Source organism: Pseudomonas zanjanensis (assembly GCF_014268745.2).
In the GTDB taxonomy this organism is placed as follows: Bacteria; Pseudomonadota; Gammaproteobacteria; order Pseudomonadales; family Pseudomonadaceae; genus Aquipseudomonas; species Aquipseudomonas zanjanensis.
The window spans coordinates 468,103-486,254 of the sequence record NZ_JABWRB020000002.1; the positions used below are offsets into that span (position 1 = coordinate 468,103).

General features: G+C 59.9%; 18 protein-coding genes and 1 other RNA gene. 13 read left to right on the forward strand and 6 right to left on the reverse strand.

The genetic code is table 11. The annotated features are described in order from the left end of the window. Window positions 1–82 precede the first annotated feature (82 nt). The 3 genes from HU715_RS17870 to zapE all read left to right on the forward strand — a co-directional run bounded on the left by HU715_RS17870 (window position 83) and on the right by zapE (window position 3,288). Window positions 83–712: an alpha/beta hydrolase gene (locus HU715_RS17870; protein ID WP_186705195.1), complete on the forward strand. Its 630-nt coding sequence runs from the start codon at window positions 83–85 to the stop codon at window positions 710–712. A 24-nt stretch (window positions 713–736) separates the two neighbouring features. Continuing rightward, a complete protein-coding gene (locus tag HU715_RS17875; RefSeq protein ID WP_186705115.1) occupies window positions 737–2,092 on the forward strand; it encodes a tryptophan--tRNA ligase in 1,356 nt (451 codons plus the stop codon). Window positions 2,093–2,193: 101 nt separating this feature from the next. Continuing rightward, window positions 2,194–3,288, forward strand: coding sequence for a cell division protein ZapE (zapE, locus tag HU715_RS17880; protein ID WP_186705116.1), 1,095 nt, complete (start codon window positions 2,194–2,196; stop codon window positions 3,286–3,288). A 189-nt stretch (window positions 3,289–3,477) separates the two neighbouring features. Here the strand turns inward: zapE and HU715_RS17885 are convergent, their stop codons facing one another. Continuing rightward, a complete protein-coding gene (locus tag HU715_RS17885; RefSeq protein WP_186705196.1) occupies window positions 3,478–4,374 on the reverse strand; it encodes a GlxA family transcriptional regulator in 897 nt (298 codons plus the stop codon). Window positions 4,375–4,618: 244 nt separating this feature from the next. On the opposite strand from HU715_RS17885, the gene HU715_RS17890 reads away from it, so the two are divergent. Continuing rightward, entirely contained in the window at window positions 4,619–5,755 is a 1,137-nt protein-coding gene (locus HU715_RS17890) for an acyl-CoA dehydrogenase family protein (RefSeq protein WP_186705117.1), read from the forward strand. Between the two features lie 116 nt (window positions 5,756–5,871). Here HU715_RS17890 and HU715_RS17895 read toward each other — a convergent pair whose 3' ends face one another. Beyond that, window positions 5,872–6,912: an NADP(H)-dependent aldo-keto reductase gene (locus HU715_RS17895; RefSeq protein ID WP_053124986.1), complete on the reverse strand. Its 1,041-nt coding sequence runs from the start codon at window positions 6,910–6,912 to the stop codon at window positions 5,872–5,874. Window positions 6,913–7,157: 245 nt separating this feature from the next. On the opposite strand from HU715_RS17895, the gene rplM reads away from it, so the two are divergent. From rplM to HU715_RS17930, 7 genes are all read left to right on the forward strand, one after another. Next, window positions 7,158–7,586, forward strand: a complete 429-nt coding sequence (gene rplM / locus HU715_RS17900) for a 50S ribosomal protein L13 (RefSeq protein ID WP_003205365.1) — start codon at window positions 7,158–7,160, stop codon at window positions 7,584–7,586. A 14-nt stretch (window positions 7,587–7,600) separates the two neighbouring features. Beyond that, complete coding sequence (rpsI, locus tag HU715_RS17905) at window positions 7,601–7,993, forward strand: 30S ribosomal protein S9 (RefSeq protein ID WP_003205364.1); 393 nt, start codon at window positions 7,601–7,603, stop codon at window positions 7,991–7,993. Window positions 7,994–8,249: 256 nt separating this feature from the next. After that, a complete protein-coding gene (petA, locus tag HU715_RS17910; RefSeq protein ID WP_039591565.1) occupies window positions 8,250–8,843 on the forward strand; it encodes a ubiquinol-cytochrome c reductase iron-sulfur subunit in 594 nt (197 codons plus the stop codon). Continuing rightward, on the forward strand, window positions 8,843–10,054 hold the full coding sequence (locus HU715_RS17915; protein WP_186705118.1) for a cytochrome b: 1,212 nt from the start codon (window positions 8,843–8,845) through the stop codon (window positions 10,052–10,054). Before petA ends, HU715_RS17915 begins: the two co-directional genes overlap by 1 nt. Then, window positions 10,054–10,836, forward strand: a complete 783-nt coding sequence (locus tag HU715_RS17920) for a cytochrome c1 (protein WP_186705119.1) — start codon at window positions 10,054–10,056, stop codon at window positions 10,834–10,836. Before HU715_RS17915 ends, HU715_RS17920 begins: the two co-directional genes overlap by 1 nt. Before the next feature lie 151 nt (window positions 10,837–10,987). Next, window positions 10,988–11,605 carry a glutathione S-transferase N-terminal domain-containing protein gene (locus HU715_RS17925; protein ID WP_003178195.1) on the forward strand — a complete coding sequence of 206 codons (618 nt, stop codon included), beginning with the start codon at window positions 10,988–10,990 and terminating at the stop codon, window positions 11,603–11,605. Between the two features lie 16 nt (window positions 11,606–11,621). After that, complete coding sequence (locus HU715_RS17930; protein WP_053124982.1) at window positions 11,622–12,035, forward strand: ClpXP protease specificity-enhancing factor; 414 nt, start codon at window positions 11,622–11,624, stop codon at window positions 12,033–12,035. A gap of 903 nt (window positions 12,036–12,938) precedes the next feature. Here the strand turns inward: HU715_RS17930 and HU715_RS17935 are convergent. The 4 genes from HU715_RS17935 to HU715_RS17950 all read right to left on the reverse strand — a co-directional run bounded on the left by HU715_RS17935 (window position 12,939) and on the right by HU715_RS17950 (window position 16,383). Continuing rightward, window positions 12,939–13,517 carry a BON domain-containing protein gene (locus tag HU715_RS17935; protein ID WP_030139689.1) on the reverse strand — a complete coding sequence of 193 codons (579 nt, stop codon included), beginning with the start codon at window positions 13,515–13,517 and terminating at the stop codon, window positions 12,939–12,941. Next, window positions 13,514–14,107, reverse strand: a complete 594-nt coding sequence (locus HU715_RS17940; protein WP_007928463.1) for a phosphoheptose isomerase — start codon at window positions 14,105–14,107, stop codon at window positions 13,514–13,516. The genes HU715_RS17935 and HU715_RS17940 overlap by 4 nt, the downstream gene beginning before the upstream one ends. Before the next feature lie 102 nt (window positions 14,108–14,209). Continuing rightward, a complete protein-coding gene (locus tag HU715_RS17945; protein WP_186705120.1) occupies window positions 14,210–14,572 on the reverse strand; it encodes a YraN family protein in 363 nt (120 codons plus the stop codon). Beyond that, window positions 14,572–16,383: a penicillin-binding protein activator gene (locus tag HU715_RS17950; RefSeq protein ID WP_186705121.1), complete on the reverse strand. Its 1,812-nt coding sequence runs from the start codon at window positions 16,381–16,383 to the stop codon at window positions 14,572–14,574. Before HU715_RS17950 ends, HU715_RS17945 begins: the two co-directional genes overlap by 1 nt. A 298-nt stretch (window positions 16,384–16,681) precedes the next feature. On the opposite strand from HU715_RS17950, the gene rsmI reads away from it, so the two are divergent. Both rsmI and rnpB read left to right on the forward strand, forming a co-directional pair. Further along, window positions 16,682–17,587 (forward strand): 16S rRNA (cytidine(1402)-2'-O)-methyltransferase, encoded by a 906-nt coding sequence (rsmI, locus tag HU715_RS17955; RefSeq protein ID WP_186705122.1) that lies wholly within the window; start codon window positions 16,682–16,684, stop codon window positions 17,585–17,587. A 74-nt stretch (window positions 17,588–17,661) separates the two neighbouring features. Continuing rightward, window positions 17,662–18,015, forward strand: an RNA gene (rnpB, locus tag HU715_RS17960) — RNase P RNA component class A. Window positions 18,016–18,152: the final 137 nt, after the last annotated feature.

The following is an 18,152-nucleotide window of genomic DNA, read 5'->3' on the forward strand; positions in this document are numbered from 1 at the left end:
GAACATCGCAATCATGCCAGGCACAGACTTTTAGCTAGACGAGTCGACCCCATTCGGGGTCACGGAGTTCTTTCCCTTGCTTATGCGCGAAACCCCTGTAGTCATCGATGGCCCCGTGGGCCAACTGGAAGCCTTGTACCTGGACAACGAGGCCCCCCGTGGCCTGGCGCTGATCTGCCACCCGAACCCGGTGCAGGGCGGGACCATGCTCAACAAAGTGGTCTCGACCCTGCAACGCACCGCCCGGGACGCCGGGCTGGTTACGTTGCGTTTCAATTATCGTGGCGTGGGCGCCAGTGCCGGCACTCATGACATGGGCACTGGTGAAGTGGACGACGCCCAGGCGGTCGCCCAATGGCTGCGGGAAAAATACCCGCAATTGCCCCTGACCCTGTTCGGCTTTTCCTTCGGCGGATTCGTCGCCGCCAGCCTGGGCGGGCGCCTGGAAGCCCAGGGACAACCGGTCAAGCACTTGTTCATGGTGGCCCCGGCGGTGATGCGCCTGGATGAGCAGTCGCCCTTGCCGACCGGTGGCGAATTGACCGTGATCCAGCCGGAAACCGACGAAGTGGTCAATCCGCAGCTGGTCTACGCATGGTCCGACACGCTCCAACGTCCCCATGAGCTGCTGAAAGTGGCAGAATGCGGACACTTTTTTCATGGCAAGCTGACTGATCTCAAGGATCTGATCCTGCCGCGCCTCTCGAATTGACAGCAGTCTGACAAGCGATAACCCATGACGACGCGTACCCGTATCCTGACCGGCATCACCACCACCGGCACCCCACACCTGGGCAACTATGCCGGCGCCATCCGTCCGGCGATCCTCGCCAGCCGCGACAGCAACGCCGATTCGTTCTACTTCCTGGCCGACTACCACGCCCTGATCAAGTGCGATGACCCGCTGCGTATCCAGCGTTCGCGCCTGGAAATCGCCGCTACCTGGCTGGCCGGCGGCCTGGACGTGGACCGCGTGACGTTCTATCGCCAGTCCGACATTCCCGAGATCCCGGAGCTGACCTGGCTGCTGACCTGCGTCGCCGCCAAGGGCCTGCTCAACCGCGCCCACGCCTACAAGGCCTCGGTGGACAAGAACGTCGAGGCCGGCGAAGACCCGGACGCCGGCGTCACCATGGGCCTCTACAGCTACCCGATCCTCATGGCCGCCGACATCCTGATGTTCAACGCCCACAAGGTGCCGGTCGGTCGCGACCAGATCCAGCACGTGGAGATGGCCCGGGACATCGGCCAGCGCTTCAATCATCTGTTCGGCCAAGGCAAGGAGTTCTTCACCATGCCCGAGGCGCTGATTGAAGAAAGCGTCGCCACATTGCCGGGCCTCGATGGCCGCAAGATGTCCAAGAGCTACGACAACACCATTCCGTTGTTCAGCAGCGCCAAGGACATGAAGGACGCGATCTCGCGAATCGTCACCGACTCCCGTGCCCCGGGCGAAGCCAAGGACCCGGACAATTCGCACCTGTTCACCCTGTTCCAGGCTTTCGCCACTGCCGAGCAGTCCGCCGAGTTCCGCAGCGAACTGTTGCAGGGCCTGGGTTGGGGCGAAGCGAAGAACCGCCTGTTCCAGTTGCTCGACAGCGAGCTGGGTGAGGCCCGCGAGCGTTATCACCAGTTCATCGAACGTCCATCGGACCTTGAAGACATCCTGCAACTGGGCGCGAGCAAGGCCCGGGCCGTGGCAACGCCGTTCCTCAATGAACTGCGCGAGGCCGTTGGCTTGCGGTCCTTCGTCAGCCAGGTCCAGGTGGCCACCCAGACCAAAAAGAAAGCGGCCAAGGCGGCACGTTTCGTCAGCTTCCGCGAGGAGGACGGCAGTTTCCGTTTTCGCCTGCTTTCCGCCGAGGGTGAGCAACTGTTGCTCTCGAACAATTTTGCCGACGGCAAGACCGCAGGGCAGGTGACCAAGCAATTGCAGGCCGGCCAACCCCTGGACGTACGCAGCGACGAGCTGAGTTTCAGCGTCTGGCTCGAAGGCGAATGCGTGGCGAATAGCCCAGCGTTCACCGACAGTGCCGCCCGGGACGCGGCCATTGATGCCTTGCGCATTGCCCTGACGCCTGCCCAGGACTGATCCGGCACGTCACCCGACCATCGGCCCGAATAAGGGCCGATTGCCATTCTTCTGGGCCATCGCTACAGTGACGGCCCGTTTTTGTTGCCTTGCTAACGAATATGACGCCCCTAGAACGATATCAAGCTGATCTGAAACGCCCGGAGTTCTTCCACGACGCAGCCCAGGAAACGGCGGTGCGGCATTTGCAGCGCCTGTACGACGACCTGGTCGCGGCCTCGAACAACAAGCCGGGCCTGTTGGGCAAACTGTTCGGCAAAAAAGACCAGGCCCCCGTCAAGGGCCTGTACTTCTGGGGCGGCGTTGGCCGTGGCAAGACCTACCTGGTGGATACCTTCTTCGAAGCGCTGCCGTTCAAGGAAAAGACACGCACGCACTTCCACCGCTTCATGAAGCGCGTGCACGAGGAAATGAAGACCCTGGGTGGCGAAAAGAACCCGCTGACCATCATCGCCAAGCGTTTTTCCGACGAGACCCGGGTGATCTGCTTCGATGAGTTCTTCGTTTCCGACATCACCGACGCGATGATCCTCGGCACCTTGATGGAAGAGCTGTTCAAGAACGGCGTGACCCTGGTCGCCACCTCGAACATCGTGCCGGACGGCCTGTACAAGGACGGTCTGCAACGAGCGCGTTTCCTGCCGGCCATCGCGCTGATCAAGGAACACACCGAAATCGTCAACGTCGACAGCGGCGTCGACTACCGCCTGCGCCACCTCGAACAAGCGGAGCTGTTCCACTTCCCGTTGGATGCGGCCGCCGAAGAAAGCCTGCGCAAGAGCTTCCGCGCCCTGACACCGGAATGCACCCAAGCGGTCGAAAACGACGAGCTGATCATCGAAAATCGCAAGATCCGCGCCATTCGCACCTGCGACGACGTCGCCTGGTTCGACTTCCGCGAACTGTGCGACGGCCCGCGTAGCCAGAACGATTACATCGAACTGGGCAAGATCTTTCACGCCGTGTTGCTCAGCGGCGTCGAGCAGATGAGCGTCACCACCGACGACATCGCCCGTCGCTTCATCAACATGGTCGACGAGTTCTACGACCGTAACGTGAAGCTGATCATTTCGGCTGAAGTCGAACTCAAGGACCTCTACACCGGCGGTCGCCTGACCTTCGAATTCCAGCGGACCCTGAGTCGCTTGCTGGAGATGCAGTCCCACGAATTCCTGGCGCGGGCGCATAAGCCTTAAGGCATCGGAAAACAAAAAAGGCCTGCGATTGCAGGCCTTTTTTGTACGCGTGAGTTGAGCAGTTCACTGCATAACCCTGTGGGAGCGGGCTTGCTCGCGAAGGGGGCGGCATGTTCAGCATAGATGCAAGCTGACCCGCCGCTTTCGCGAGCAAGCCCGCTCCCACACTGGATCGTATTCAGTTTCGGTTCACGCCGCCTGCTGAAACTGCTGCCGATACTGGTTCGGCGACAGGTCGGTGTGTTGCCGGAACAGTCGTGCGAAAAAGCTCGCGTCGTCGTAGCCGACTTCGTAGCTGATGGTCTTGATGCTCTTGCGGCTGCCGGAGAGCAGGCCCTTGGCGGTTTCGATCCGCAGCCGTTGCAGGTAATGCAGCGGTTTGTCGCCCGTGGCGGTCTGGAAGCGGCGCATGAAATTGCGGATGCTCATGCCATGCTCCCGGGCAACGTCCTCGAAGCGGAATTTATCGGCGAAGTGCTCTTCAAGCCATTGCTGGATCTGCAGGATGATCACGTCCTGGTGCAGTTTCTGCCCGCCGAAGCCGATCCGTCCTGGCGAATAGCTGCGTTGCACTTCATACAGGATGTCCCGCGCCACGGCCTGGGCCACGTTGGCGCCGCAGAAGCGTTCGATCAGGTAGATGTAAAGGTCGCAGGCTGAGGTCGTGCCGCCAGCGCAGAACAGGTTGTCGGCGTCGGTCAGGTGCTTGTCCTGGTTCAGGTGCACCTGGGGGAAGCGCTCCTTGAAGGCATTAAAGAAGCGCCAGTAAGTGGTGGCTTCCTTGCCGTCGAGCAGCCCGGCCTCGGCCAGCCAGAACACTCCGGTGGCTTCGCCGCAGAGTACTGCGCCGCGAGCGTGTTGTTCGCGCAGCCAAGGCAAGACCTGGGGATAACGTTGGCAGAGGCCGGCGAAATCATCCCAGAAGGCCGGCAGGATGATGACGTCAGTATTTTCCAGGCCACCGTCCACCGGCATGATCACATCGCTGAAACTGTTCACCGGTTTGCCATCGGGGCTGACCAGCCGGGTTTCAAACGCCGGCGTCAGGCCGTGGCCCAGTTGTTTGCCATAGCGCAGGCTGGCCAGGTGGAAAAAATCCTTGGCTTGCATGAGGGTAGAGGCGAAGACCCGGTCGACTGCCAGGATGCTGACGCGCCGCAAGGGCGTGGAGGCGTGCATAGACATAATTCATCTTTATTTTTATAGGGGAAAGTGGTCAACAGACGGCTGGATCGTCTTATTTTTTGTCGGATGTGTCCAGTGTCCTGTCGTACATCGCAGGCTTAGGCTTTGTCGGATAACCACGCCCAACAATAACCAAAGGTGCGCCATGATCCCAAGAACCCTGTTCAGTCCCGAGCACGAATTGTTTCGCGACAGCGTACGAACCTTCCTCGAAAAAGAAGCCGTGCCGTACCACAGTCAGTGGGAAAAACAGGGGCATGTCGACCGTCAAATCTGGAACAAGGCGGGGGAGGCGGGCATGTTGTGCTCGCACCTGCCAGAGGCCTATGGCGGCCTCGACGCGGATTTCCTCTACAGCACCGTGGTGATCGAGGAGATCGGTCGCCTGGGGCTGACGGGGATCGGCTTCTCGCTGCATTCCGACATCGTCGCGCCGTACATCCTGCACTACGGCAGCGAAGCGTTGAAACACAAGTACCTGCCGAAACTGGTGTCTGGCGAAATGGTCACGGCCATCGCCATGACCGAGCCGGGCGCCGGTTCCGACCTGCAAGGGGTGAAGACCACGGCGGTGCTCGACGGGGATGAATACGTCATCAACGGCTCGAAGACCTTCATCACCAATGGTTTCCTGGCGGACCTGGTGATTGTGGTCGCCAAGACCGACCCCAAGGCCGGCGCCAAGGGCACCAGCCTGTTCCTGGTGGAGGCGGGCACCCCGGGCTTTGAAAAAGGCAAGCGCCTGGAGAAAGTCGGCATGAAGGCCCAGGACACGTCGGAATTGTTCTTCCAGGATGTCCGCGTGCCGAAGGAAAACCTGCTGGGGCAGGCCGGAATGGGCTTTGCCTACCTGATGCAAGAGCTGCCCCAGGAACGCCTGACCGTCGCCATCGGTGGCCTGGCTTCGGCCGAAGCGGCGTTGCAATGGACCTTGGACTACACCCGGGATCGCAAGGCGTTCGGCAAATCCATCGCCGACTTCCAGAACACCCGTTTCAAGCTCGCGGAAATGGCCACCGAAATCCAGATCGGCCGGGTCTTCGTCGACCGCTGCCTGGAGTTGCACCTGCAAGGCAAGCTGGACGTGCCGACGGCGGCGATGGCCAAGTACTGGGGCACCGACCTGCAATGCAAGGTGCTCGACGAGTGCGTGCAGTTGCATGGTGGCTACGGCTTCATGTGGGAGTACCCGATTGCCCGGGCGTGGGCGGATGCGCGGGTGCAGCGGATCTATGCCGGGACCAATGAAATCATGAAGGAGATCATTGCGCGGTCGCTTTGATCATGGGGTGAATTCAAGATTGCTTTCGCGAGCAAGCCCGCTCCCACATAGAATTTGTGTCGATCACAAATCCTATGTGGGAGCGGGCTTGCTCGCGAAGGCTTTTTACTTGGCGATCAGGGCGCCGGGTTCGGCTGATCCTTGTGAATCGCCTCGATCCCCGCCAGCACTTCATCCGACAGCTTCAGATCGAAGCTGGCGATGTTGCTGTCCAGCTGCTCCAGCGTGGTGGCGCCAATGATGTTGCTGGTCACGAACGGCTGCTGGGTGACGAACGCCAGGGCCATCTGCGCCGGGTCCAGGCCATGTTCACGGGCCAGGGCGACATAACGGCTGCAGGCGGCCTCCGATTGCGGGTTGAAGTAACGCATGAAGCGGCTGTAAAGGGTCAGGCGGCCCTTGGCGGGCCGTGCGCCGTTTTCGTATTTGCCCGACAGGAAGCCGAACGCCAGTGGCGAATAAGCCAGCAGGCCGCATTGTTCGCGAATGGCAATTTCCGACAGGCCGATCTCGAAGCTGCGGTTGAGCAGGTTGTACGGGTTCTGGATCGACACCGCCCGCGGCCAGCCACGGGCCTCGGCCAGGGCGAGGAATTTCATGGTGCCCCAAGGCGTTTCGTTGGACAGGCCGATGTGGCGGATCTTGCCGGCGCGGACCTGCTCGTCCAGGGCTTCGAGGGTTTCCTCCAGCGGGGTGAACGTTTCGTCGGCCTTGTGCTGGTAGCCCAGTTGACCAAAGAAGTTGGTGCTGCGCTCGGGCCAATGCAGCTGGTAGAGATCGATCCAGTCGGTCTGCAGGCGCTTGAGGCTGGCGTCCACCGCTTCGACGATGTGGCGGCGGTTGTGCTTGAGGTTCTTGTCGCGGATGTAGTCGATGGTGTTGCCGGGGCCGGCGATCTTGCTCGCCAGGATCCAGTCGGCACGGTCGCCACGGCTCTTGAAGTAATTGCCGATGTAGCGCTCGGTGGTGGCGTAGGTCTCGGCCTTGGGGGGTACCGGGTACATCTCGGCGGTGTCGATGAAATTGATGCCGGCACCCTTGGCGCGTTCGATCTGGGCGAAGGCCTCTGCCTCGCTGTTCTGCTCACCCCAGGTCATGGTGCCGAGGCACAGGGCGCTGACATTCAGATCGGTACGGCCTAGCTGGCGATAGTCCATCGGGAACTCCTTGGGCAAAACAATCATAAAAGCAGGTTGAAATATTTTTCGCAATCTGCATAATTGCGCACCTCTTTCTGCAGTGGAAGTGATGCGCCGCCGCCGAAGAATCTTGCCGTTGAACGGACGCGCCGACCCGAGCCCCCGAAAGCGTCTGTATCCGGCTGCCTTTGACTTGTCAAAGTACGCACTATTCAGTAAGATCCGCCGTCTAATTTACAGGGCGGCCCCTGAGGCTATAAAGAATGAAAACTTTTACTGCTAAACCGGAAACAGTAAAGCGCGACTGGTTTGTCGTCGACGCTGCTGGTCAGACCCTGGGTCGTCTGGCCACCGAAATCGCGAGCCGTCTGCGTGGCAAGCACAAGCCTGAGTACACCCCTCACGTTGACACCGGTGACTACATCGTCGTGATCAACGCTGAGCAAGTACGTGTTACTGGCGCTAAAACCACTGACAAAATGTACTACTCCCACTCCGGTTTTCCTGGCGGCATCAAGTCGATCAACTTCGAAAAGCTGATCGCCAAAGCCCCTGAGCGCGTGATCGAGACCGCGGTTAAAGGCATGCTGCCTAAGAACCCACTGGGTCGCGACATGTATCGTAAGCTGAAGGTTTATGCGGGCGCTGCTCACCCTCATACTGCTCAGCAGCCCCAAGAACTGAAGTTTTAACGGAATAGTTCATTATGTCGGCGACTCAAAATTACGGCACTGGCCGTCGCAAGACTGCAACCGCACGCGTTTTCCTGCGTCCGGGCACTGGTAACATCTCCATCAACAACCGCTCCCTGGATAACTTCTTCGGCCGCGAAACTGCCCGCATGGTAGTTCGTCAGCCGCTGGAACTGACCGAGACCGTCGAAAAATTCGACATCTACGTCACTGTTATCGGTGGTGGTGTAAGTGGTCAAGCTGGCGCAATCCGCCACGGCATCACTCGCGCCCTGATGGATTACGACGAGACTCTGCGTGGTGCTCTGCGCAAAGCCGGCTTCGTAACTCGCGATGCTCGCGAAGTTGAACGTAAGAAAGTCGGTCTGCGTAAAGCGCGTAAGCGTCCGCAGTACTCGAAGCGTTAATTTCGCTTCCGCTTTCAAAAGGCGCCCAGTTCCTCACGGAGCTGGGCGTTTTTTTATGGGCAAAAGAATTGCTCTGTGACAACTTGCCACATTCGTAGAGCCCCTATACTACAAGGCTTGGCGGTTTGGCCGCTTGGTAATTACCTTGTCAGAATTGGGGCTTTTCATTACCATTCGGCAAAATTTTTATAAGTTCAGATTTTTACTTAGTAGACGCCTGATCTAACAGGCCACAAAGCTGATGGGAGAGGACTGAATGAGCAATGACGGCGTGAATGCAGGCCGGCGTCGCTTCCTGGTAGCAGCCACATCCGTGGTGGGTGCTGCAGGAGCGGTGGGGGCTGCGGTCCCGTTCGTGGGGTCATGGTTTCCCAGCGCCAAGGCGAAAGCCGCAGGTGCACCGGTGAAAGTGAATGTCAGCAAGATCGAGCCAGGCCAGCAGATGATTGCTGAGTGGCGCGGCCAGCCGGTGTTCATCGTCCGCCGTACAGAGGAAATCCTGGGGAATCTGAAAAAGATCGAGGGTCAGTTGTCCGACCCGTCCTCCAAGAACTCGGTCCAACCGGAATACGTCAACCCTGAAACGCGTTCGATCAAGCCAGAGGTTCTGCTGCTGATCGGTATCTGCACGCACCTGGGTTGCTCGCCAACGTTCCGTCCTGAAGTGGCCCCTGCCGATCTCGGCAAGGACTGGGTCGGTGGCTATTTCTGCCCTTGCCACGGCTCCCACTACGACCTGGCCGGTCGCGTCTACAAATCGCAGCCTGCACCTCTGAACCTGCCAGTTCCCCCGCATTCCTATGAAACCGATGACATCATTGTCGTTGGCGTCGATACGGAGAAAGCGTGATGAGCAAACTTATGGATTGGGTTGATGCGCGCTTTCCCGCGACCAAAATGTGGGAAGACCATCTCAGCAAGTACTACGCCCCGAAGAACTTCAACTTCTTCTACTTCTTTGGCTCCCTGGCGCTGCTCGTTCTGGTCAACCAGATCGTCACCGGTGTCTGGCTGACCATGAGCTACACCCCGTCGGCGGAAGAAGCGTTCGCCTCCGTCGAATACATCATGCGCGACGTCGAGTACGGCTCGATCCTGCGTCTGCTGCACTCCACCGGCGCTTCGGCGTTCTTCATCGTGGTCTACCTGCACATGTTCCGTGGCTTGCTCTACGGTTCGTACCAGAAGCCTCGTGAGCTAGTGTGGGTCTTCGGCATGCTGATCTACCTGGCGCTGATGGCCGAGGCCTTTATGGGCTACCTGCTGCCGTGGGGCCAGATGTCCTACTGGGGTGCCCAGGTGATCATCTCGCTGTTCGGTGCGATCCCGGTCATCGGCGACGACCTGACCCAATGGATCCGTGGTGACTACCTGATCTCGGGTATCACCTTGAACCGCTTTTTCGCCTTGCATGTCGTGGCCCTGCCGATCGTGATCCTCGGCCTGGTGGTGCTGCACATCCTCGCGCTGCACGAAGTCGGTTCGAACAACCCGGATGGCGTGGATATCAAGAAGCACAAGGACGAGAACGGCGTACCGCTGGATGGCATCGCCTTCCACCCGTACTACACCGTGAAAGACATCGTCGGCGTGGTGGTCTTCCTGTTCATCTTCTGCTCCATCGTATTCTTCTTCCCGGAAATGGGCGGTTACTTCCTCGAGAAGCCGAACTTCGAGCAGGCGAACGCATTCAAGACCCCTGAGCACATTGCCCCGGTCTGGTACTTCACGCCGTTCTACGCGATTCTGCGGGCGATCCCGGACAAGCTGCTGGGTGTTATCGCCATGGGCGCGGCCATCGCCGTGCTGTTCGTCCTGCCGTGGCTGGACCGCAGCCCCGTCAAGTCGATGCGCTACAAAGGCTGGCTGAGCAAGATCTGGCTCGTGGTGTTCTGCGTCTCGTTCGTGATCCTGGGCGTGCTGGGCGTACTGGCACCGACACCGGGCCGGACGCTGCTGTCGCAGGTCTGCACCTTCCTGTATTTCGCCTACTTCATTTTGATGCCGTTCTACACCAGGCTCGAGAAGACCAAACCGGTTCCGGAAAGGGTGACTGGCTGATGAAAAAGCTATTTGCTGTACTGATTCTTGCTGCTATGCCTGTACTGTCCTTCGCGGCTGAACACGGTGGCCCGGAGCTCGAAAAAGTCGACATCGACGTTTCCGACAAAGCGGCCATGCAGGACGGCGCCCGTACGTTCGCCAACTACTGCATGGGTTGCCACAGTGCCAAGTTCCAGCGCTACGAGCGTGTTGCCGATGACCTGGGCATCCCTCATGAGCTGATGCTCGAGAAGCTGGTGTTCACCGGTGCCAAGCTGGGTGACCACATGAACATCGGCATGCAGCCGGCGGACGCCAAGACCTGGTTCGGCGCCGCGCCGCCGGACCTGACGCTGGTTGCCCGTGTGCGTGGCACCGACTGGCTTTACGGCTACCTGCGCTCGTTCTACGAAGATCCTTCGCGTCCATGGGGCGTGAACAACAAGGTCTTCCCGAACGTCGGCATGCCTAACGTTCTGGTCGGCCTCCAAGGTCGCCAGGTGGTAGGCTGCAAACAGGTCCAGATCGTTGAAGACGGTAAAAAGCAATTCGATCCGCTGACCGGCTCCGCGTTGACTCACGAAGCTTGCGACCAACTGACCGTATTGCCGAATACCGGCAGCCTGACCTCGGAGCAGTTTGACGAGAAGGTCAAGAACCTGGTGACCTTCCTGGCCTACTCGGCCAACCCGGTGAAGCTGGAACATCAGCGCATCGGTACCTATGTATTGCTGTACCTGGCGTTCTTCTTCGTATTCGCTTACCTGCTCAAGCGTGAATACTGGAAAGACGTGCATTGATAAAGCTGTAAGCCATTGCTGTTAATCGTGCGCGCCCAAGGGCGTCTCTGAAAATGTAACGAGCCTGGCCAGCCAGGTGTTACGGGAGGCGCCCTCTGGGCGCGCTCGCTTTTCCGTTTTTCAATAATTTCAACAAGCGAGGAGGATCGCCATGGGCGTGACCAATCGGTTGGCCTGTTACTCCGACCCCGCCGACCACTATTCCCACCGGGTACGCATCGTACTGGCAGAGAAGGGTGTCAGCGCCGAGATCATTTACGTCGAAGCGGGCCGTCAGCCGCCGAAGCTGATCGAGGTGAACCCTTACGGCAGCCTGCCCACCTTGGTCGATCGTGACCTGGCGTTGTGGGAGTCGACTGTGGTGATGGAATATTTGGATGAGCGTTATCCGCATCCACCTTTACTGCCGGTTTATCCTGTCGCGCGTGCCAACAGCCGTTTGCTGATCCATCGCATCCAGCGTGACTGGTGCGGGTTGGTGGACTTGATCCTGGATTCCCGGACCAAGGAGCCGGCGCGGGTCGTGGCGCGCAAGGAATTGCGTGAAAGCCTGACAGGCGTATCGCCGCTGTTCGTCGACAAGCCGTTTTTCCTCAGTGAGGAACAAAGTCTGGTGGATTGCTGCCTATTGCCCATACTCTGGCGTTTGCCGATTCTGGGTATCGAACTGCCGCGGCCTGCCAAGCCGCTGCTTGATTATATGGAGCGCCAATTTGCGCGTGAGGCATTCCAGGCGAGTCTGTCTGGTGTCGAACGCGACATGCGCTAAGGCTTAGGGAGCCGCTATGAACTCCAGTCGACCTTATCTGGTCCGCGCGCTCTATGAGTGGATTGTGGACAACGATTGCACCCCGCACATGCTGGTCAATGCCGAGTTTCCGTCGGTGCAGGTGCCGCAGGGTTTTGCCAATGACGGGCAGATTGTCCTGAACGTGTCGCCAGCCGCCGTGCGTCATTTGCACATGGATAACGACGCTGTCAGTTTCGAAGGGCGCTTCGGTGGTGTGCCGCATACCCTGTACGTGCCTGTTGCTGCGATCCTGGGCATTTATGCCCGGGAGAATGGCCAGGGCATGGTGTTCGAGCTGGAAGCGCCGCTGGACGGTGAGGAAGAGTTCGAGCCGGATGATGATTTGCCGCCACCGGATGACGAGCCGCCGCGTCCTAGCGGGCGGCCGAGTTTGAAAGTGGTGAAGTAGGTTGTAGATAAGTGCCAGTCACTGATCGTGTGAAAGTCTGCAGCTTGGTTAAGAAAATGCCTGTGTCGTGAGATGCGGGCATTTTTTTGTGTCGTGGTTTTATGTGTATATCCGTTTCTGCGGTAACGCGTGCTTATGGTTCCGTTCTTACAACCATCCCTTTCAAGGTCCTGTGGGAGCGGGCTTGCTCGCGAAGAGGCCGGCAAGCCCAGCATCCATTTGACTGAACCACCGCCATCGCGAGCAGGCTCGCTCCCACATTCAACCTCCAGTGAACACAAAATTCATATCCAACACAGAACCCCTTGGGAGCGAGCCTGCTCGCGAAGAGGCCGGCAAGCCCCGCATCCATTTGACTGAACCACCGCCATCGCGAGCAGGCTCGCTCCCACATCCAACCTCCAGTGAACACAAAATTCATATCCAACACAGAACCCCTGTGGGAGCGAGCCTGCTCGCGAAGAGGCCGACAAGCCCAGTATCCATTTGACTGAACCATCGCCATCGCGAGCAGGCTCGCTCCCACATTCAACCTCCAGTGAATACAAAATTCATATCCAACACAGAACCCCTGTGGGAGCGGGCTTGCTCGCGATGAGGTCAGTAAACCCAACATCCATGTGACTGAGTTACCGCCTTCGCGGCGGCCCGCGGAGCAATGCCATCGTTCAGGCATGCCGAGCCTAGGCGAGGCGCCGAGTGGTGGGGCAGAAGCGCTTTGGTTACTTTCGACTGGGCCGGCTTCCGGGCTTCTCGAAAGTGACCCGCCGTCAGGGCGGAACCCTAAGCGGCCGTTATCGCAGCAATGGATATACACACCGACCCACCAGCCCCAAAACGAAGCCATAAAAAAACGGCGCCTTCCTTTCCAGGAAAAGCGCCGTTCGTGTACCAGCATCTATATCAGTCAATGTACTCAAACAACTTCACAATCTTCTGCACCCCGGACACACCCTGCACCAGATTGGTCGCCTGCGCCGCTTCCTGCTTGGTCAGCAACCCCAGCAGATACACGATGCCATTCTCAGTCACAACCTTGATGCGCGAACCAGGGATGCTGGCGTCGGTGAGCATCTGCGTCTTGATCTTGGTGGTCAGCCAGGCATCGTTCTGGCGCGCCAGCAGCGAAGAAGGCTGCAGAACCTGAAGCTCGTTATGCACAGTCTTGACCCGCTGCACAGCGCTGGCTTCCTGTTCGGCCTTGGCCTTGAGGTCGGCGCGTGGGGTCTGGCCGGCCAGCAAGACGACACCGTTGAAGCTGGTGACGACGATGTGCGAGTTGTTGTCCAGGTCCGGATCGGCCTTGGCGATGTTCACGCCGACCTTGGTTTCAATCAGGGAGTCGTCGATCTTGCTGCCGAAGGTGCGGGTGCCGCGGTCATCTTCAATCGGCTTTTCCCGGCTGGCGTTAACCACCGATGTGCAGCCGCTGATGCCGAGGCACAGGGTCAGGGCCAGAAGGCCTAGGCGATTAGGGGTCATTCTTCACTCCCGAACAGTTGGCTGTCGATCAAGTCGCAAAGGCAGTGGATCGCCAGCAGGTGGACTTCCTGGATACGTGCGGTGACATTGGCCGGTACGCGGATCTCGACGTCTTCGGGCAATAGCAGTGACGCCATGCCGCCGCCGTCACGACCGGTCAATGCTACGACAATCATTTCGCGATCATGTGCGGCCTGGATCGCTTGAATAATGTTGGCCGAGTTGCCGCTGGTGGAAATCGCCAGCAGGACATCGCCGGGTTGGCCGAGGGCGCGGATCTGTTTGGAGAAGACTTCGTTGTAGCTGTAGTCGTTGGCGATCGAGGTAATCGTCGAGCTGTCGGTGGTCAGGGCGATTGCCGGCAGGCTCGGGCGTTCGCGCTCGAAGCGGTTGAGCAGTTCCGAGGAGAAGTGCTGGGCGTCGCCGGCCGAGCCGCCGTTGCCGCACGAAAGCATCTTGCCCTCGTTGAGCAAGGCGTTGACCATCACTTGGCTGGCTTGCTCGATGTGCGGTGCAAGTACGTCCATCGCCTGTTGCTTGGTGTCGATACTGGCCTGAAAAAGCTGGCGAATTCGCGATTGCATGTCCATCTGTGTGACCTTAAGTAGCGCGACTTATCGGCACAAACATGTGCGGCGCGCAAAGCAAAGAGCAAAAAAGTTAGGTGAAGGTGTCCGGCTCAGCATGGGCGCTCAACTGTCGAAGGCGTTCTGCAGCCAGTTCAACTGGTCGGCGTTACTGTCGATGGCAACCACGTCGAAGCGGCAGGGATGATCGGCCCAGCGAGACTCGCGTTGCAGGAAGTACTGCGCGGCGAAAATCAACTTTTGGCGCTTGCGCCCGTCAATGCTGTCGAGCGCGCCACCCCATTGGGTATTTTTTCTATAGCGGACTTCGACGAATACTACTGTATCGCCGTCAAGCATGACCAGATCAAGCTCGCCACGTTTACACAACCAGTTCTGCGCCAGCAGCCGCAGGCCGTGTTGCTCGAGATGCGCGAGGGCCTGGCCCTCGGCATCCCGTCCGCTTTGCTGGCGTGATCGGTCAGGCATTAGCGCTGGGTGTCCGGCAGGCGCTGCACCTGGCCATTGACGAACTCGGCCCAGGGCAGTTGACGCTGTACGCGCTGGGTGGGAGATACGGCCAGGCTGCCCGACAGGCCTTCGATGCGGCTGTCCGGCAACGTCTTGAGCTGGCCCAGGCGCGGCGCCAGGCGATAGGCGTCCGCCCCCATCGCGTACAACCGACCCAGGCTGCCACCCGCCTGGGGCCACTGCGCGGTGACCTGCTTGCGCAACGGGTCATTGGCGTCGAGCAGCCAGGGGGTTTCACAGAAGCGGATGCCGCTCATGTCGTTGTACTGGTTCTGGTCGCCGCTGGCGCTGAACACCGAGGACGTTGCGTAGACCGGCACGTCGCCGGCGTACTGGAAGTTCAGGGTCGGCTTGATCTGCTGGGCCTGCTGCGGTGTCGAGGCAAGGAAGATGAACTCGATGTCCTGGCGACGGGACGGCTGGGCCGCGACCGTGGTGCCGACGGTGTTTTGCAGGCTCTTGGCGCGACCTTCGCTCTGGCGCAACTGGAACATGTCGGCGATCTGCTGGGCCAGTTGGACCGGCTGGTCGACACGTTCGATGGCGACGATGGTGCCGCCGTTGGCCTGCCAGTCCTGGCTGAAGGCCTTGAGCACGCGATCGCCCCATTCGCCCTTCGGTACCATGACGGCGGCGCGGTGCAGGCCATCGGCACGGGCGCGGCGGGACACTTCGCGGGCTTCATCCTCAGGCGCCAGGCCGAACTGGAACAGTTGCGGTGGCCCTTGTTCGCCTTCGCTGTAGTTCAGTGCCAGGGTAGTGATCGGCAATTGCGGGCGGGTGCTGATCTGCTTGACCAGCGGTTTTTCCAGCGGGCCGATGACCAGTTGCACGCCGTCGGCCTGGGCCTTGCGATAGAACTCGTCCATGGAGGTCAGGCTGGCGCTGTCATAGAACTGGATGCTTGGCGGCGTCTGCCCGGCCTGCTGGGCCTGGTAGTGGGCAGCCATGAAGCCCTCGCGCAAGGCCTTGGCAACCGCGGCCAACTGGCCATTCTGTGGCAGCAGCAGGGCGATCTTGCTCAGTGGCTGGCTGGCCAGTTCCTTGAGCTTGACCAGGGGTGTCGGCAGTTGGAGGGCGGCAGGGTGCTTCGGGTTCTGTTCGCGCCAGTGGTCGATGGCCGCCTGCTGCTGTTCCAGGGTCCCAGCGGTCTTGACGACTTGGGCCAGGCTCAGCCAGCCGCCGAGGTCGTCGGCGGAGGTGGGCTGCAACTGGTCGGTGGGCAGCGAGGCGATCAGCGACCAGATGGTTTCGTGGTTTTTCGCCGCGGCGTCGTTCTCCAGCAGGGGCGCAATGAAAATGCGCTCCTTGGCGGCGGCCAGGGTCTGGCCATCGGCCTCGAGGGCGCGGGCACGGACGGTGCCGGTGCGGACCTGCTGCTCCACCGGCATTTCGCTCAGGTGTTGCAGGCTTGGATGGCTCAGGGCGGTCAGCGCAGCCTTGGGCTGGTTGCGGGTCATTGCCAGTTCAGCCGACAGCGTGCTGGCGAAAATCTGCTGGCCGGGCTTGAGTTGCTCCATCGGCACTTGTTGCAGGATCTGTGCGGACTGGCCGGCATTGCCCTGGCGGTAGGCCAGGTCTGCGGCGCTCAGGCGCAGCAGGGCGGCTTTTTCCGGGTTTTTGCTTTGGGTGGCCTGTTCGAGCAGTTGCTCGATACTGGCATCCGGGGTCCGTGGGAGTTCGCCAAGGCTGGACGAGGGCGAGCTGGCGCAAGCCGCCAGGAGGGCAGCGAGGCAGAGGGCGGAGAGCAGCCGCAGGCAAGCGATCATGTAAGTGTTCCTGATACGAGATCAAATTAGCGTCGAATTGTACCCAAGCACTGGCCGGGGCGCGATGTTAGTGGCGTGAATCGATCAATTTAGGTATTTCAAAGAGTGCGGCGCAGCACAAAAGACGCCACTCACTTGGTGGAAACACCAAACCTGTGGCGAGGGGATTTATCCCCGTTGGGCTGCGCAGCGGCCCCAAAAAACGCAGTCTCGGTATGTCAGGTTAAAGGGAGCCCAGCCTTCCGGGGGCTGCTGCGCAGCCCAACGGGGATAAATCCCCTCGCCACAACACGCTACAATGGCGGTCTTTACCGATCATGAGGTACGCGTTTTGACTGCTCCAGGTGCTTTGAATTCCGCTGCCGGCTCGCTTTATGTGGTGGCGACGCCCATCGGCAACCTGGACGATATCAGTGCCCGGGCGCTGAAAATCCTGCAGGAGGTCGCACTGATCGCGGCTGAAGACACGCGCCACTCCCAGCGCCTGCTGCAGCATTTCGGCATTTCCACGCCGTTGGCGGCCTGTCATGAACACAATGAGCGGGACGAAGGCAGTCGTTTTATTACTCGGCTGTTGGCGGGCGATAACGTTGCGCTGATTTCCGATGCCGGTACGCCGCTGATTTCCGACCCCGGCTATCATCTGGTGCGCCAGGCCCGGGCGGCCGGCATCAGTGTGGTGCCTGTACCGGGAGCTTGCGCGTTGATCGCGGCGCTGTCGGCGGCAGGCCTGCCGTCGGACCGTTTCATTTTCGAGGGTTTCCTGCCGGCCAAGGCGGTGGGCCGGCGGGCGCGCCTGGAGGCTATAAAGGAGGAGCCGCGCACGCTGATCTTCTATGAGGCGCCACACCGCATCCTCGAATGCCTGCAAGACATGGAGCTGGTGTTCGGCCCCGAGCGCCAGGCGCTGTTGGCTCGTGAGTTGACCAAGACCTTTGAAACCCTCAAGGGCCTGCCGTTGGCCGAGTTGCGCGCCTTCGTCGAAAGCGACAGCAACCAGCAGCGCGGTGAGTGCGTCGTGCTGGTGGCGGGTTGGACGCCGCCGCAAAGCGAGGACGCCGTCAGCAGCGAGGCGATGCGCGTCCTGAACCTGCTGCTGGAGGAAATGCCCCTCAAGCGCGCCGCGGCGCTGGCGGCGCAGATCACCGGCGAGCGCAAGAATGTGCTGTACCAGGTCGCACTGGAAAAACAGAAAGACCAGTGAAACCGGGACACGGTGCTGGCCCGGGGCTTTTAGCGCTTGTTCTTCAAGCGCTCTACCGTTAACCTTCGCGGCGGAGAGTCGATCGGACAGTCGCTGCCCTCTATGAAAATTAGAGGGGGGAGGAAAGTCCGGGCTCCATAGGGCGAAGTGCCAGGTAATGCCTGGGAGGCGTGAGCCTACGGAAAGTGCCACAGAAAATAACCGCCTAAGCGTTTCGGCGCCGGTAAGGGTGAAAAGGTGCGGTAAGAGCGCACCGCACGGCTGGCAACAGTTCGTGGCTAGGTAAACCCCACTTGGAGCAAGACCAAATAGGGTCCCAAGGCGTGGCCCGCGCTGGGACCGGGTAGGTTGCTAAAGATGTCCAGTGATGGCCATCGTAGACGAATGACTGTTCAAGACAGAACCCGGCTTACAGATCGACTCTCCACCTTTTCCCTTCCTGCCGGAATCACTGGCAGACGCAGTTCCTAATACCAAAAAAATCTTACTCTTAACAAATCACTTTAACTTGTGCGCGCAGTCCCCTGTGCTGCTTCAGGTTAGGGCGACTTTTCCTACGTCAGAT